Source organism: Plastoroseomonas hellenica, assembly GCF_018129085.1.
Lineage (GTDB): Bacteria > Pseudomonadota > Alphaproteobacteria > Acetobacterales > Acetobacteraceae > Plastoroseomonas > Plastoroseomonas hellenica.
The window spans coordinates 134,213-148,129 of record NZ_JAAGBB010000015.1 but is presented as its reverse complement, the minus strand read 5'-3'; the positions used below and the strand labels follow the sequence as shown (position 1 = coordinate 148,129).

The window sequence follows — 13,917 nt, the reverse complement described above, 5'->3', positions numbered from 1 at the left end:
GGGGCGGGTGCCGCCGCGGGCGGCGGCGGGGCGGGCTGCTCGGCCGGGACCGCCTGGGCGGTCGCAGGGGCCGGGCTGCCGAGCGGCAGGACCGTGAGCAGGAGCAGGAGCGTCAGGAGCCGCGTCATGGCCGGGCAGGGACCAGATCGGCGCGGGCGCGGTCAAGCCCCGCGGTGGTCAAGGCTCGTTGCAGCACACAACGACAAATGGATGACGATCCGCTCATTTAAGCAATGAGTCTCAGGAACTGTGGGTCAGTCTGTGGATAACGGGGATAACCGCGCGGCGGCTTGAGCTGAGCGTCAACGGAAACGACATTCCGTATGCGCAACTTATCCGGACTGTTGCTGCACTGGAGTGAGCAGGACAGGAGGGCTGCCCTTCACGCTCGCCATCCTTCAGGTGATGACGCCACGCCAAGGCCTTTCCGGTGCTTGCGCCATGGTGCTGGGGCAAGGCCGCCACGACCGGGCTGCGCCGTGACGCCTGGGCCGTCGCGTCCTAGTGTCCTGCCCCTCCCGTTCGCCGCACTTGGCGCGAACGGAAGGGATAGGCCGGCCACGCAAACCAGGGCGACGCGATGAAGACATTCCTCACCATCCTGATCCTGGTCGCGATGCTGGCCGTGCTGGGGGTGCTGTTCGTCGGGCTGTTCGGCGTGGCGCGATCGGGGGGCGGCAACCCGGCGCGCTCCAACAAGCTGATGCGCTGGCGTGTCGTGCTGCAGGCTGTGGCGCTCGCGCTGCTCGGCCTGCTGATGCTGATCCAGCGGCATTGAACGGCAGGCCGCCCCTGCGGCCGCACCCTCCTCCGCCGAGGCTTCGGAGGACGAAGCCCTCCTCGCGCAGCCGCAGGCTGCCAATGGTTCCTGCGGGGCGAGCGAAGCGATGCCCCGGGGCCGCGAATGCGGCCCCGCGCGCGACCGGCAGCCGCCGCCAATGCCGCCCTGACAGCGCGGAAGCCAAGCCGCACGGATGTGCGGCGCCCGGCGTCTGAGGGCAATGAATCACCCTCCGCCGCGCCACAAGCTTAGCATTTTGACAGTAAAGACCTGCCCCCCTAGGGTCGCCACCGCGCGGCGGGGCGTGGTGTCCGTCGCCGATCGGAAGCGCGGCCATGCCAGGGGTTGCCGCGCCCCCCATAAGTAGGACACGGCCCTCCCCATGAAGCTCCTCGTCCCCGTCAAGCGGGTGGTGGATTACAACGTGAAGGTCCGCGTGAAGGCGGACCAGACGGGCGTCGAGACGGCGAACGTCAAGATGTCGATGAACCCCTTCGATGAGATTGCGGTCGAGGAAGCCGTCCGCCTGAAGGAGAAGGGCACGGTTACCGAAATCGTCGCCGTCTCCATCGGGCCGACCGCCGCGCAGGAGCAGATCCGCACCGCGCTCGCCATGGGTGCGGACCGCGGCATCCTGATCGAAGTCGACGGCATCGTGGAGCCGCTGGCCGTCGCCAAGCTGCTGAAGGCCGTGGTCGAGAAGGAAACGCCGGGCCTCGTGATCCTCGGCAAGCAGGCGATCGACGACGACATGAATGCCACCGGCCAGATGCTGGCCGCATTGCTGGGCTGGGGCCAGGGCACCTTCGCCTCCAAGCTGGAACTCACCGCCGACAGCGCGACCGTGACGCGGGAAGTCGATGGCGGGCTCGAGACCGTGACGCTCAAGCTGCCGGCGATCGTGACCACCGACCTGCGCCTGAACGAGCCGCGCTATGCGTCGCTGCCCAACATCATGAAGGCGCGCAAGAAGCCGATCGAGACGATGAAGCCGGCCGATCTCGGCGTCGATGCCGCACCCCGCCTGACGACCCTCAAGGTGGAGGAGCCGCCGAAGCGCATCGCCGGCAAGAAGGTGGGTTCCGTCGCGGAACTGGTGGACAAGCTGCGCAACGAAGCGAAGGTGATCTGAGATGAGCGTCCTCGTCCTCGCGGACCGCAGTGGGTCCACGGTCAGCCAGCCGACGCGTTCGGCGGTGGCGGCGGCGCAGAAGATCGGCGGCGATGTGCATGTGCTGGTGTTGGGCGCCGAAGGCGCCGATGCGCATGCGAAGCTCCCGGGCGTCGGCAAGGTGCTGAAGGCCGAAGGTGAGGCCTTCGCGAACGGCCTGGCGGAGCCGGTCGCGGCGCTGCTGGTGGCGCTGGCTCCCGGCTACAGCCATCTGCTGGCGCCCGGCAGCGCCGGCGGCAAGAACGTGATGCCGCGCGCCGCGGCGCTCCTCGACGTGCAGATCATCAGCGACATCGCCGGCGTCATCGATGCCGACACCTTCCAGCGCTTCATCTATGCCGGCAATGCATTGGCGACGGTAAAGAGCGCCGATGCCCGGAAGGTCGCGACCGTCCGCGCCGCGAGCTTCGATCCCGTCCCCGCCGAAGGCGGCTCGGCGGTGATCGAAGCGGCGCCGGCGGCCGGCGACCCGGGGCTCTCGACCTTCGTCGGCGCCCAGATCGTGAAGAGCGAACGGCCGGAGCTGACGGCAGCGCGCATCGTGGTCTCGGGCGGCCGCGCCATGGGCTCCTCCGACCAGTTCAAGATCCTGGAAGGCGTTGCGGACCGGCTCGGTGCCGCGATCGGTGCCTCGCGTGCCGCGGTCGATGCCGGCTATGCGCCGAACGACATGCAGGTCGGCCAGACCGGCAAGATCGTCGCGCCGGAGCTCTACATCGCCTTCGGCATCTCGGGCGCGATCCAGCACCTGGCCGGCATGAAGGACAGCAAGGTCATCGTCGCCGTGAACAAGGACGAGGAGGCGCCGATCTTCCAGGTCGCCGATTACGGCCTCGTCGGCGACGTCTTCAAGGTGATCCCGGAGCTCGAGGCCGAGCTCGACAAGAAGTAGGGCTGTCACGCCCGCGGACGGGACTCCGGCCCGCTGGGCCAATAGGCTGGGCGGCGCGTGGCGGAAGCCCCGCGCCGCTTTTCGTTCGCGATGAGGAGACAGGCTGTGGCGATGGAGAAGATCGGCGTCATCGGCGCCGGGCAGATGGGCAGCGGCATCGCGCATGTGGCGGCACTCGCCGGCCTCGGCGTCACCATGCTCGACGTGAAGCAGGACGCGCTGGAGAAGGCGCTGGCCGGCATCGCCAAGAACATGGACCGCCAGGTGCAGAAGGGTGGCGTGACGGCCGAAGCGCGCGACGCAGCCCTCGCCCGCATCGCGACCGCGACCGACTATGCCGCCTTCAAGGACGCCGACATCGTCATCGAGGCGGCAACGGAGCGGGAGGAGATCAAGCGCCGCATCTTCGAAGCGCTCTGCCTGGTGCTGAAGCCCGACGCCATCGTCGCGACCAACACCTCCTCCATCCCGATCACGCGGCTGGCGGCGGCGACGGACCGGCCGGCGCGCTTCATCGGCATGCATTTCTTCAATCCCGTGCCGCTGATGAAGCTGGTCGAGATCATCCGGGGCCTCGCGACCGACGACGCGACCTTCGAAGCGGTGCGGGCCTTGGCCCAACGCATGGGCAAGCAGACCGCGAATGCGCAGGATTATCCGGGCTTCATCGTCAACCGCGTGCTGATGCCGATGATCAACGAGGCGGTGGTGGCGCTGCAGGAAGGCGTCGGCGACATCGTCTCGATCGACACCGGCATGAAGCTCGGCTGCAACCACCCGATGGGGCCCTTCGAGCTCGCGGATTTCATCGGCCTCGACACCTGCCTCGAAATCATGCGGGTGCTGCATTCGGGCCTCGGCGATTCCAAGTATCGGCCGGCGCCGCTGCTGGCAAAGTATGTCGAAGCCGGCTGGCTTGGCCGCAAGACCGGCAAGGGCTTCTATGACTACGGCACGACGCCACCGAAGCCGACGCGCTGATCAGGCTTCGCCAGGGAGACGACAAGAATGGACAGGATCGCACCGCCCGCGCGGGTGGCGTTCATCGGCATGGGCGTGATGGGCGCTGCGATGGCCGCGAATATCGCCAAGGCCGGCTTCGCGCTGACGGTCAGCAGCCGCACGCGCGACAAGGCGGCGGCGCTGGAAGCGGCTGGCGCGGCCTGGGCCGCGACCCCGGCCGAAGCCGCCAGGGGTGCGGCCTGCGTGGCACTCTGCGTGCCCGATACCCCGGATGTGGAAGCCGTGTTGTTCGGCCCGGGCGGCATCGCGGAAGGGGCCGCGCCCGGGACGGTGGTGATCGACTTCTCCACCATCGCCGCCGCCGCAACCGCGGACTTCGCCAAGCGCCTCGCGGCCAAGGGTGTCGCGCTGCTGGACAGCCCGGTCTCCGGCGGGCCGCAGGGCGCGATCGACGGCGTGCTGACCTGCATGGTGGGCGGCGATGCGGCGGCCTTCGCCGCGGTCGAGGCGGTGTTTGCCGCGGTCGGGAAGACGGTGCGGCATCTCGGCCCCGCCGGCGCCGGCCAGGTCTGCAAGGCTGGCAACCAGCTCATCATCACCGCGACCATGCAGGCGGTCTTCGAAGCGTTGGTCATGGGCAAGAAGGCGGGCCTCGATCCCGCCGCGATGCGCGAAGCCCTGCTCGGCGGCTCTGCGAAATCCTTCGTGCTGGAGAACCACGCCAAGCGCTGGCTGGACGGCAAGACCGCGCCGGGCTTTCGGGCCGAGCTGATGCGGAAGGACATGCGGCTGGCGATCGGCGCCGCGCGCGACCACGGCATGCACGCGCCGGTGACGGCCGCGGCCGCGCAGATGATGGAAGCGCTGTGCAATTCCGGCCGCGGCGGGCTGGATGTCGCTGCCCTCGGCCTGCTGGTGGCCGAGCTGTCCGGCGCGGCGGAGTAGCGGCCGCTCGGTCTCACACCGTCACGACGATCTTGCCGAACTGCTCGTTCGATTCCAGGAAGCGATGCGCCGCGACGATCTCCTCGAAGGGGAAGGTCCTGGCGATCACCGGCCGCAGCGCGCCCGCTGCCACCCCGTCCAGGATGAACGCCTTCGCGGCCGCGAGCCGTGCCGGATCGCCGGTGATCTCGTGCACGAGGTAGCCGCGCAGAGTCAGGCGCTTGCTCAGCACGGCGAAGAGCGGGAAGGGCGTCGGCTCGGGGCTCAGGCCGCCATATTCGATGAGGATGCCGCCCCGTGACATCGCTGCCGTCAGCGTCCCAAATATCGGACCGCCGACGGCGTCGAACACGACGCGCACGCCCTCCGGGCCAGTGATATCCTGCAGGCGGACCTTCAGATCCTCCTCTGCCGAGGCGATGACATGCGCCGCGCCGAACGCTAGTAAGGCCTGCTTTTTCGCCGAGGTCCGCGTGACCGCGATCACTGTGGCGCCGATCATGTTGGCAATCTGGGTCGCGGCAAGCCCGACGCTGCTCGATGCCGCGGTAATGATAACGAAGTCCGCCCCGCCGAGCCCGGCGATCTCGACCAGCGCGCCATAGGCGGTGAGATATGGCATCCAGAGGGCGGCCGCCGCTTCCCAGCTCAGCGATGGCGGATGCCGGACGACAAGTTCGGCGGGAAAGGTCGCGAGTTCGCCATAAGCGGGCCAGCGGACCATCGACAGCGGCGGCACGATGCTGACGGCCTCGCCCGTCGCGAAGCCCGCCACGCCCTCGCCGAGCGCGTCCACGATGCCCGCCGCCTCGAGGCCGAGGCCGGAGGGCAGGTGCGGCGTCTCGATATAGGTGCCCCTGCGCAGCAGCGCCTCGGCCCGGTTCAGGCCCAGCGCCTTGACGCGAATCCGGACCTCGCCGGGGCCGGGCGGCGGGACCTCGACATCCTCGATGCGCAGGACCTCGGGGCCGCCATGCTCATGGAACCGGACAACGCGCACCATCGGCTTGACTCCAAATCATTCGGACCGAATGAGCTATGGCGTCGCGCGCTGGCCGGATAAATGGCGCCCGAGGCAAGACAGAAGAAACCAGAGGTTTGGAATATGGACCGCCTGACGAGCATGGCCGTCTTCGTCAAAGCCGTCGATCTCGGCTCTTTCGCGGCCGCCGCCGCCGCGCTCGGCCTCTCCGGGCCGATGGTCGGCAAGCATGTCCGCTTTCTCGAGGATCGCGTGTGGCCGACTTGGCGGAGGATGGCTGCGACCCTCGCGATCCGCACCGGCGCGCTGGAGGACAGGGCCGGGGTGATGGCGCGGCGCGTCGCGCGCCAGCGCATGATCGTCTGCGCCTCGCCCGCCTATCTCGATCGGCACGGCCGCCCGCGACGGGTCGAGGATCTCGCCGCGCATCAGGCCATCCTCTACAGCCGGTCGGGCCGCCCCGGCCCCTGGCTCTTCCCGCGCGACGGCGAGCCGCCGGCGGCGGTGACGCCGGTGAGCCGTTTCCGGCTCGACGACCTGGATGCGATCGCCGATGCCGCGGTCGCCGGCCTGGGCCTGGCCTGGCTGCCCTCCTGGCTGGTGCGGGATCGCATCCAGGCCGGCGCGCTGGTGCCGCTGCTGCCGGACCAGCCGGAGTTTCTCTATGACGGCCATGCGCTGTGGCCGCAGACGCCGCACCTGCCGCTGAAGGTCCGGGTCGCCATCGATGCCCTGGCGGCGGCCTTGCCCGGCCTTATGTGATCCTTTGACGCCGCGCGGCCGCGTCACCGCCGCGCACCCCGCTCGGCGCCACGCCGATGATGCGCTTGAAGGCGCGGCTGAAGGAGGCTTCGGAGTCGTAGCCGAGCCGCTCCGCTACCGCCGCGATGCGGGCGCGGTCCTGCTGCAGCCAGCGCCGCGCGAGCTGCATGCGCACTTCCGCGACATAGCGCGCCGGCGTCTGCCCGAGCTTGGCCGCGAAGACCTCCGCGAAGCGGGACCGCGAGGCGCCCATGATCGCGGCGAGCGCTGGGACGCTCCAGTCCCGCTCCGGCTGCAAATGGATGGCGGCCAACACCCGGCCGAGATCGGGGTTGCGCACCGCGGCGAGCCAGCCCGTCGCATCCCCGCAGCCATGCTCCACCCAGGACCGGATGATCTTGGCGGCGAGCACATCCGCCAGCCGCGCCGCGATGCCGCCGGCGCCGACCCGGTCCATCGAGACCTCGCAGACCATCGCGTCCAGCATCGGCGCGATGGTCGGGTCGTCCGCCATCAGCTCATGCGCGCGCATCGCCTCCGGCATCATCCGCAGCAGCGGGTGCGGGCCATCGAGGTTGAAGCGCATCACGCCGCTGAACAGCACGCTGCCTTCGCCATCGCCGGCCGAGCCGTAGTCGAAGACATTCTCGCAGATCGCGGTGCAGGCATTCCGCGCGAAGGCATGGATGGGAACGTCCGGGCGGCTGGCCAGCGCATGGTCGCTGCCGCGCGGCAGCAGCACGGCGTCGCCGGGCTGCAGCTCCTCCCACTCGCCTGAGGGCTTCCGCAGCCAGCAGGCGCGCTCGGCGATGAAGTGGAAGCGCGGCCCCTGCTGGCCGCAGAAGTGCAGCCCCCAGGGCTCGGCCAGGCGGCAGCGGCCATATTCGACGCCGTCGAGGCGGAGGCCGCGCAGCATGTCGGTCAGCGGATCGCCGGAAGGCGGTGGGCTGGACGAATGGTCAAGCATGTCGGGGTTTCTAGCATGGAAACGCCGGACCGTCTCCCCTAGCTCTGCTGCAACGCAACAGAGCTATGGGTTTCTCATGCCGGATTCGCTCTCTCTCGGCGCCGATATGGCGCCTGCCGCCGCCGCCGAAAGGGCGGGCGCGGCCTGGGCCGCGGTGGTTTCCCTGGCCCTCGGTGTCTTCGGCCTGGTCACGGCCGAATTCCTGCCCGCCAGCCTGCTGACGCCGATCGCGGCCGACCTCGCCGTCTCCGACGGGACAGCGGGGCAGACGGTGACGGCGACGGCGCTGGTCGCGGCGGTGGCGGCGCCGCTCGTCGTGCTCGGCACGGCCCGCATCGACCGCCGCTTCGTGGTCTGGGGGCTGAGCCTGCTGCTGCTGGCCTCCAACCTGATGGCGGCCTTCGCCACGCATGTGGTGATGCTGCTGGCGGCGCGGGTGCTGCTGGGCGTGGCACTCGGGGGCTTCTGGGCGCTGGCGGCGGCCCTGGCCATGCGGCTGGTGCCGCCGCGGCTGTTGCCGCGGGCGATGTCGATCATCTTCACCGGCGTCTCGCTCGCGACCGTCTGCGCGGCACCGGTCGGCGCCTTCCTCGGCGATCTCTGGGGCTGGCGCGCGGTCTTCCTGGCGGCGGGGGTGATCGGGGCGGTGGCGCTCGTCATCCAGGTCGTGACCATGCCGAAGCTGCCGCCGGTGGCCGCCAGCGGGGGGGGCGGCATGCTCGGCCTGTTCCGGCGGCCCGGGATCCGGATCGGGCTGGTGGTGGTGATGTTCGTCATCTCCGGCCATTTCGCGGGCTTCACCTACACGCGGCCCTTCCTGGAACAGGTGCCGCGCCTGTCGGTGGAGATGATGTCGCTGGTGCTGCTGGCCTTCGGCGTCGGCGGCTTCTTCGGCAACCTGGCGGGCGGGCTGGTGGCGGAGCGCAGCGCGCGGATGGCAGTCGGCCTCGGGGCGCTGTTGCTGGTGGGGGCGGCCTTCGCGCTGCTCGGCTTCGGCACGTCCCAGGCCATCGCCTTCGCGGCGCTGGCGGCCTGGGGCTTCGCTTTCGGCATGCTGCCGGTGGGCCTGCAGACCTGGAACACCCGCGCGGCGGGGCAGGATGCGGAGGCCGCGGGGGCGCTGCTGGTCACCGCCTTCCAGGTCGCGATCGCGACAGGCGCCATCCTCGGCGGGCTGCTGGTGGATGGCTTCGGGGCGATGGGGGCGATCGCCTATTGCGGCCTGGCCGTCCTCGCCGGCGCCTTCCTGATGCTCGGCCTCGGCCGTGGCAGGGAGGTGCGGGTGGCCGCCTGACCGGGCTCGCCGGGCGCCACGGCGCCCGGCGGGGCTTCCTTCGCCGCTTCGGGCAGGCTAGAAGCCCCGGGCTGGACCCGTAGCTCAGCTGGATAGAGCGCTGCCCTCCGAAGGCAGAGGTCGAAGGTTCGAATCCTTTCGGGTCCGCCAAATTTTCAGCTTTCACAGCCGATTGGAAACGAAGTGTCGTGCCGGTTCCGCGCCGGGCGCTACTGCGGAATCACCACGGAAGCAGGCGGGAAAGTGAGTGCGTCGGGCTAGCGCATTCGCCCCGGCAGGCGCAGATCTCGCAAGGGCCGCGCGCACTGGCTCGGGTCGAAGATGGCCCCCGATCCCTCCGAGGTCCTACACGGTCACGCCTGCGAGCGCGGCCATGGCACCGCGGCATGGTCAGCCGGCAGTCGCGAGGGCCGCGTCGGCGAGGCTGCACCAGAGCCGCAGCGCGATCAGATCGCGGAGGCGCAGGTCGGGACGAAGGTTGCGTCTTCAGGTGGGCGTCATCGCCGGTCGCACCAGCGGCACGCGAACCACCGCGTCATGATGGTTCAGGAGCTTCTCGAGCAGCGCGTTGAGCATCTCCGCCTCCGCGACCGTGAGCGGCGAGAGCAGGCGCTGGCGTGCACGCTCCGCTGCGGAGGTCAGCTCCGTCAGCAGCCGGATGCCCTTGGCCGTCAGGGTCACCGCGAGCCTGCGGCGATCCTCCCGTGACGGGCTCCGCCGCAGCAGGGCGCGCGATTCCAGCTTCGCGACCACCATGGCCGTGGTGGAGCGATCGAGGCCGAGCGCCTTGGCCACGCCGATCTGATCCAAACCCGGCCTTTCCCGCAACACGACCAGGATGCCGTACTGCGTCGTCGTGACGCCGAAGGCGCGGCACTCCTCGGCAAAGACCGACGCCGCAGCCTGATGCGCCCGGCGAAGCTTGAAGCCGGGACGCCCATAGAGCGCCGCCAGCGCCGCGGTTTCCAGGGCAGGGAGGGAGGCCTGACCGGGCAGCTCGGCGCCGTTCCCAGCCTGAGGATCCTGCGGATCTGTTGCTTCGGCCTTCGCTGCGGCGCGATCGCCACGTGATGTGGATGAGGATCGCCTGGGTAGCGTGGTTCGCGGCATCGGTCCCGGCGTGACAGGTTATGAAACTGTGTCTGTCTTCTAGAGCGTGATGACTTGAGGCGGAATCGCCGAAAAGTCTGAATCACGCGACCAAACAAAAGGCTAGAGCATGATCCGTGAGCGCAAGCGAACGGGTCATGCTCTAGTCGGCCGTGATGCCGTTGTCGCGGATCACCTGGGCCCAGCGGGCGTGGTCACGTGCGACGAGGGCGGCAAAACCGGCAGGCGTCGTCGGGGTCGGCACCATGCCCTGGGCACGCAGCGCTTCGGCGGTGCCGGGATCGGCCAGCCAGGCGTTGCAGATGCTGTTGAGCCGCTCGACCAGGCTGTCCGGCAGGCCGGCCGGCCCCAGCAGCCCGTACCAGAGATCGGCCTGCACGCCCGGGAAGCCGGCTTCCGCGAGGGTCGGCAGATCGGGTGCGGTGGCCGCGCGCGTCTCGCCCCCCAGCGCGAGCATCCGGATCTGCCCGCCCTGCGCCAGCGGCAGTGCGGTGTGCACGGGCAGGAACATGGCGGCGACACGACCCGCGATCAGATCCTGAATCGCCGGCGCGGAACCGCGATAAGGGACATGCGTCATCGTCACCCCGGCATGTTGTGCGAACAGCGCCATGCCGAGATGCTGCGGCGTACCATTGCCGGGCGAGGCATAATCGAGCGCGCCCGGCCTGCCGCGCGCCAGCGCCGCAAAGGCCTGCGCATCCGGCGCCGGCACCTGCGGATTGACCACCAGCGCGAGATCGCCGCGCGTGAGCAGCGCGATGGGGGTAAAGCCGCCGACCGGGTCATAGGGCACCTGGCGGAACAGGCTGGCGTTCATCACGAAGGTATTGGGCTGCAGCATGAGCATGCGCCCATCCGGCGCGGCGCGCGCCACCGCCTGGGTGCCGATGAGCCCGCTTGCGCCCGGGCGGTTGTCCACCACGACGGCCTGGCCGGTCTGCGCCTGCAGGACCGGCGAGGCGAGCCGCGCCAGGATGTCGGGCCCGGTGCCGGGCGTATAGGGAATGACGATCACCACCGGCCCTTCCACCCGCTGCGCGCGGGCAGCCGCCGGGACGAGCGGCGCGAGGAGGGCGAGGGCGATCCCGCGGCGCGACAGCCGACATCTGCGCATTGGCCTCTCCTGCCCCTTGCTTGCCGTCATTGCGGAAAGGGTGGACTTATCGTCAGACGTCTGTCAATAACGTCACGACTATCGTCAGACGTCTGATGAGATGGCGCAGCGGCAGCATCGCCGGGATCCCAGTGGGACAAGGCGCGCAGCCGGCGAGCGATGGGGATGGGCCGCATGACCGGATCGCAGCAGGACGCAGAGACCGAGGTGATCATCGTCGGCGGCGGGCCGGTCGGCGTCGGCCTCGCCCTGACCCTGGCGCTGCGCGGCATCCGCTGCATCCTGGTCGAGCGCCACGCGACACCGCAGCCGATTCCAAAGGGTCAGAACCTGACCCAGAGGACGATGGAGCATGTCCATTTCTGGGGCGCGGAGAAGGCGTTGCGCGCGGCCCGCACCATTCCGCCCGAATACGGCATCGGCGGCATGACCAGCTATGGCACGCTGCTCGGCGATTATCACCATGACTGGCTGCAGCGCGAGCTGGTGCGGCCCTTCTACTTCACGGACAATGAGCGACTGCCGCAATACGCGACCGAGGCGGTCCTGCGCCGCAGGCTGGCGGAGCTGCCGGAGGCCGAGACGCTCTTCGGCTGGTCGGCCGAGGCATGCGAGCAGGATGCCGAAGGGGTTCGCGTCACCATCGCCGAACGCGGCGGCGATCGCCGCCGCCTGCTGCGCGGGCGCTTCCTGGTGGGCTGCGACGGCAGCCGCTCCATGGTGCGGGAGGCGGCGGGCATCACCCAGACGCACACCGACCACGACCGGCTGATGGTGCTGCTGGTCTTCCGCTCATCCGGGCTGCATGAGCTGCTGCGGCGCTTCCCGGGAAAATCCTTCTTCAACGTGCTGCATCCCGAGCTCGACGGCTATTGGCGCTTCTTCGGTCGCGTCGATCTGGGGACGACCTGGTTCTTCCATGCCCCGGTGCCGCCAGGCACCACGCGCGACAGCATGGATTTTGCGCGCCTCCTGCACGAGGCCGCCGGCGCGTCCTTCGATGTCGCCTTCGATCATGTCGGTTTCTGGGATCTGCGCTTCGCCATCGCCGATAGCTACCGCCAGGGCCGTGTCTTCATCGCGGGCGATGCCGCGCACAGCCATCCGCCCTATGGCGGCTACGGCGTCAATACGGGGTTCGAGGATGCGGTGAATCTCGGCTGGAAACTGGCAGCCACGCTGCAGGGTTGGGCGGGGCCGCGCCTGCTCGACAGCTACACGGAGGAAAGGCGGCCGGTTTTCGTCTCCACCGCCCGCGACTTCATCGAGAAGTCAATCGAGATCGATCGCGACTTCCTGCGCCGCTTCGATCCCGCCCGGGACCGGGAGGGTTTCGAGCAGGCCTGGCAGGAGAGGAGGAACGGCGCGACATCCGAAGTCGGGTCCTTCGAGCCGCACTATGAAGGATCCTCGATCATCTGCGGGGCGCCGGGCGCTTCGCCGGGCGCCGTCGGATCACATGCCTATGCCGCGCGGCCGGGCCATCACCTCGCACCGCTCCTCGTGCAGCCGGGGCGGAATGTCTACGACGTGCTGGGACGCGGCTTCAGCCTGCTGACCCCGTCAGGCGATGCGGAGGTGGCGCGGCGCTTTCGGGCGGCGGCCGAAGGCCGGGGCATCCCGCTCACGATCATCCCCTGCACCGAGGATCAGGCCCGCGCGCAGTATGGCGCCGAGCATCTGCTCGTGCGCCCCGATCAATTCGTGGCCTGGGCATCCGATCGGCTCCATGAACAGGCCGAGGATGTGCTCGCCAAAGCGGTTGGCCAATAGAGCAAGGCGGGCGTGCAGCGTCCGGGTCATGGATGGCCTCCTGGTGGGATGAGGTCGTAGTCGCCGGCGACGGTCAGGCCCTAGTCCCGGAGAGGGGCCGGCCTGACCTCGCCGAGAGCGTCGCCGCTATTGCGTCCCTATCCTCTTGGCTTTCATGCCATGTCGGCTGCCCTGCAGCGCCACGCATTCGGCGGACCGGCGGGGGCCGATAAGGGCCACCCAAGATCGCGGACTTCGGATGCCACACCGATCGCGATGCACGGCCTCTGATCGGGCCGACGAAGCAACCTCAAAGTCTTCCGGCGGTTCATGCCGAGCTGGGCATCACCGCTGAAGATCGGACCGCTCACATGGCAGAGAAGGTGGCGCACGCGGACTACCATGGTCCATCGGGCGGCTGGGACTCGGTCAGGGCGCTTGGCGCAATCCTGCAGCGCGAAGGCAATGCCGGCAGCACGGCGCTGGCGCTGCGCCGCCAGAACAAGCATGGCGGCTGCATGTGCGTATCCTGTGCCTGGGCTCCGGCGGGCGGCCGCCGATGCCGACTGGCATGACGGCGACCGCGTCGAGCGCCGCGGCGACGGGCGGGTCGAGCCGGACGCGCCGCTCTTCGCGCCGGCACCCGACGAGGGCCAGCGCAGCCAAGGCAATCGCCGCCATTCGGCACTTGCCCGTGCTGCCGAGTGGCGCACACATCCCTGCTTCCTTCGCCCGTGAAGCACCGATTGCGCAGCTTCAGGGCCTGAGCAGGGCGGCCACTTCCGCTTTCAGCGCACCACCGCCGAAGGGCTTGGTGAGCAGGGGGCAATCCGCGAAGCGCGGGGGCAAGTCGTCACGGGTGAACGCCGTGAGAAAGGCGAAAGGCACCTTGCGGTCAGTCAGCAGATCGGCAAGGGCGAAGACGGTCTCCCGCCCCAGGCGGATGTCGAGAAGGGCGGCCCGAGGAACCTCATCCTCCAGCAAAGCCCGCGCGACGGCCACGCTCGGGGCCGGCCCCAGCACGCGGCAGTCCAGGCTCTGCAGATCGTGCGCGATCTGGGTCGCGATGAGCCATTCATCCTCGACGACGAGGACGGTCGCCCGCCCCGGTTCAACGCGGGGGATTTGGCGCATGGATCACCCGATCGCTCCCAGCCAAGCGCCAAGCTTAGCGCGCGATG

The 13,917-nt window shown here is 69.6% G+C and carries 13 protein-coding genes, 1 tRNA gene and 1 pseudogene; 10 read left to right on the top strand and 5 right to left on the bottom strand.

What is annotated here, in order from left to right; all coding sequences use genetic code 11:
- The first annotated feature begins 580 nt into the window (after nt 1-580).
- From GXW71_RS14415 to GXW71_RS14395, 5 genes and pseudogenes are all read left to right on the top strand, one after another.
- Entirely contained in the window at nt 581-778 is a 198-nt protein-coding gene (locus GXW71_RS14415) for a twin transmembrane helix small protein (RefSeq protein ID WP_211853219.1), read from the top strand.
- Nucleotides 779-1,163: 385 nt separating this feature from the next.
- A complete protein-coding gene (locus GXW71_RS14410) occupies nt 1,164-1,913 on the top strand; it encodes an electron transfer flavoprotein subunit beta/FixA family protein (RefSeq protein ID WP_211853218.1) in 750 nt (249 codons plus the stop codon).
- Between the two features lies 1 nt (nt 1,914).
- Complete coding sequence (locus tag GXW71_RS14405; protein ID WP_211853217.1) at nt 1,915-2,844, top strand: electron transfer flavoprotein subunit alpha/FixB family protein; 930 nt, start codon at nt 1,915-1,917, stop codon at nt 2,842-2,844.
- Between the two features lie 111 nt (nt 2,845-2,955).
- Nucleotides 2,956-3,825 (top strand): 3-hydroxybutyryl-CoA dehydrogenase, encoded by an 870-nt coding sequence (locus tag GXW71_RS14400; RefSeq protein WP_246526577.1) that lies wholly within the window; start codon nt 2,956-2,958, stop codon nt 3,823-3,825.
- A gap of 27 nt (nt 3,826-3,852) precedes the next feature.
- A pseudogene (locus GXW71_RS14395) lies at nt 3,853-4,653 on the top strand (NAD(P)-dependent oxidoreductase); the annotation flags it as partial.
- A gap of 112 nt (nt 4,654-4,765) precedes the next feature.
- Here GXW71_RS14395 and GXW71_RS14390 read toward each other — a convergent pair.
- The gene (locus tag GXW71_RS14390) at nt 4,766-5,755 is read right to left on the bottom strand and encodes a zinc-dependent alcohol dehydrogenase family protein (RefSeq protein ID WP_211853214.1); all 990 of its coding nucleotides are present in this window, start codon (nt 5,753-5,755) and stop codon (nt 4,766-4,768) included.
- A 102-nt stretch (nt 5,756-5,857) separates the two neighbouring features.
- On the opposite strand from GXW71_RS14390, the gene GXW71_RS14385 reads away from it, so the two are divergent.
- Entirely contained in the window at nt 5,858-6,496 is a 639-nt protein-coding gene (locus tag GXW71_RS14385; RefSeq protein WP_211853213.1) for a LysR substrate-binding domain-containing protein, read from the top strand.
- On the opposite strand, the gene GXW71_RS14380 is transcribed toward GXW71_RS14385, so the two are convergent.
- On the bottom strand, nt 6,489-7,463 hold the full coding sequence (locus tag GXW71_RS14380) for an AraC family transcriptional regulator (RefSeq protein WP_211853212.1): 975 nt from the start codon (nt 7,461-7,463) through the stop codon (nt 6,489-6,491). The genes GXW71_RS14385 and GXW71_RS14380 overlap by 8 nt on opposite strands.
- A 76-nt stretch (nt 7,464-7,539) precedes the next feature.
- Here GXW71_RS14380 and GXW71_RS14375 point away from each other — a divergent pair, with 76 nt between their 5' ends.
- Nucleotides 7,540-8,757 (top strand): MFS transporter, encoded by a 1,218-nt coding sequence (locus tag GXW71_RS14375; protein ID WP_211853211.1) that lies wholly within the window; start codon nt 7,540-7,542, stop codon nt 8,755-8,757.
- A gap of 73 nt (nt 8,758-8,830) precedes the next feature.
- Nucleotides 8,831-8,907, top strand: a tRNA-Arg gene (locus tag GXW71_RS14370).
- 336 nt (nt 8,908-9,243) lie between these two features.
- On the opposite strand, the gene GXW71_RS14365 is transcribed toward GXW71_RS14370, so the two are convergent.
- Both GXW71_RS14365 and GXW71_RS14360 read right to left on the bottom strand, forming a co-directional pair.
- Nucleotides 9,244-9,867, bottom strand: coding sequence for a MarR family winged helix-turn-helix transcriptional regulator (locus GXW71_RS14365; RefSeq protein WP_211853210.1), 624 nt, complete (start codon nt 9,865-9,867; stop codon nt 9,244-9,246).
- Nucleotides 9,868-10,009: 142 nt separating this feature from the next.
- The gene (locus GXW71_RS14360; RefSeq protein WP_211853209.1) at nt 10,010-10,984 is read right to left on the bottom strand and encodes a tripartite tricarboxylate transporter substrate binding protein; all 975 of its coding nucleotides are present in this window, start codon (nt 10,982-10,984) and stop codon (nt 10,010-10,012) included.
- Nucleotides 10,985-11,158: 174 nt separating this feature from the next.
- On the opposite strand from GXW71_RS14360, the gene GXW71_RS14355 reads away from it, so the two are divergent.
- Together GXW71_RS14355 and GXW71_RS14350 are read left to right on the top strand one after the other, a co-directional pair.
- Nucleotides 11,159-12,757 carry an FAD-dependent monooxygenase gene (locus tag GXW71_RS14355; RefSeq protein ID WP_211853208.1) on the top strand — a complete coding sequence of 533 codons (1,599 nt, stop codon included), beginning with the start codon at nt 11,159-11,161 and terminating at the stop codon, nt 12,755-12,757.
- A gap of 510 nt (nt 12,758-13,267) precedes the next feature.
- Complete coding sequence (locus GXW71_RS14350; protein ID WP_211853207.1) at nt 13,268-13,474, top strand: hypothetical protein; 207 nt, start codon at nt 13,268-13,270, stop codon at nt 13,472-13,474.
- A gap of 18 nt (nt 13,475-13,492) precedes the next feature.
- On the opposite strand, the gene GXW71_RS14345 is transcribed toward GXW71_RS14350, so the two are convergent.
- A complete protein-coding gene (locus GXW71_RS14345) occupies nt 13,493-13,870 on the bottom strand; it encodes a response regulator (RefSeq protein ID WP_211853206.1) in 378 nt (125 codons plus the stop codon).
- Between the last annotated feature and the right edge of the window lie 47 nt (nt 13,871-13,917).

What these genes read in the sequence shown, in the direction of transcription:
- GXW71_RS14380 (WP_211853212.1), bottom strand. Translation starts at nt 7,463, where the DNA reads ATGCTTGACCATTCGTCCAGCCCACCGCCTTCCGGCGATCCGCTGACC.
- GXW71_RS14355 (WP_211853208.1), top strand. Translation starts at nt 11,159, where the DNA reads ATGACCGGATCGCAGCAGGACGCAGAGACCGAGGTGATCATCGTCGGC.
- GXW71_RS14375 (WP_211853211.1), top strand. Translation starts at nt 7,540, where the DNA reads ATGCCGGATTCGCTCTCTCTCGGCGCCGATATGGCGCCTGCCGCCGCC.
- GXW71_RS14415 (WP_211853219.1), top strand. Translation starts at nt 581, where the DNA reads ATGAAGACATTCCTCACCATCCTGATCCTGGTCGCGATGCTGGCCGTG.
- GXW71_RS14400 (WP_246526577.1), top strand. Translation starts at nt 2,956, where the DNA reads ATGGAGAAGATCGGCGTCATCGGCGCCGGGCAGATGGGCAGCGGCATC.
- GXW71_RS14360 (WP_211853209.1), bottom strand. Translation starts at nt 10,984, where the DNA reads ATGCGCAGATGTCGGCTGTCGCGCCGCGGGATCGCCCTCGCCCTCCTC.
- GXW71_RS14365 (WP_211853210.1), bottom strand. Translation starts at nt 9,867, where the DNA reads ATGCCGCGAACCACGCTACCCAGGCGATCCTCATCCACATCACGTGGC.
- GXW71_RS14405 (WP_211853217.1), top strand. Translation starts at nt 1,915, where the DNA reads ATGAGCGTCCTCGTCCTCGCGGACCGCAGTGGGTCCACGGTCAGCCAG.
- GXW71_RS14390 (WP_211853214.1), bottom strand. Translation starts at nt 5,755, where the DNA reads ATGGTGCGCGTTGTCCGGTTCCATGAGCATGGCGGCCCCGAGGTCCTG.
- GXW71_RS14385 (WP_211853213.1), top strand. Translation starts at nt 5,858, where the DNA reads ATGGACCGCCTGACGAGCATGGCCGTCTTCGTCAAAGCCGTCGATCTC.
- GXW71_RS14410 (WP_211853218.1), top strand. Translation starts at nt 1,164, where the DNA reads ATGAAGCTCCTCGTCCCCGTCAAGCGGGTGGTGGATTACAACGTGAAG.
- GXW71_RS14345 (WP_211853206.1), bottom strand. Translation starts at nt 13,870, where the DNA reads ATGCGCCAAATCCCCCGCGTTGAACCGGGGCGGGCGACCGTCCTCGTC.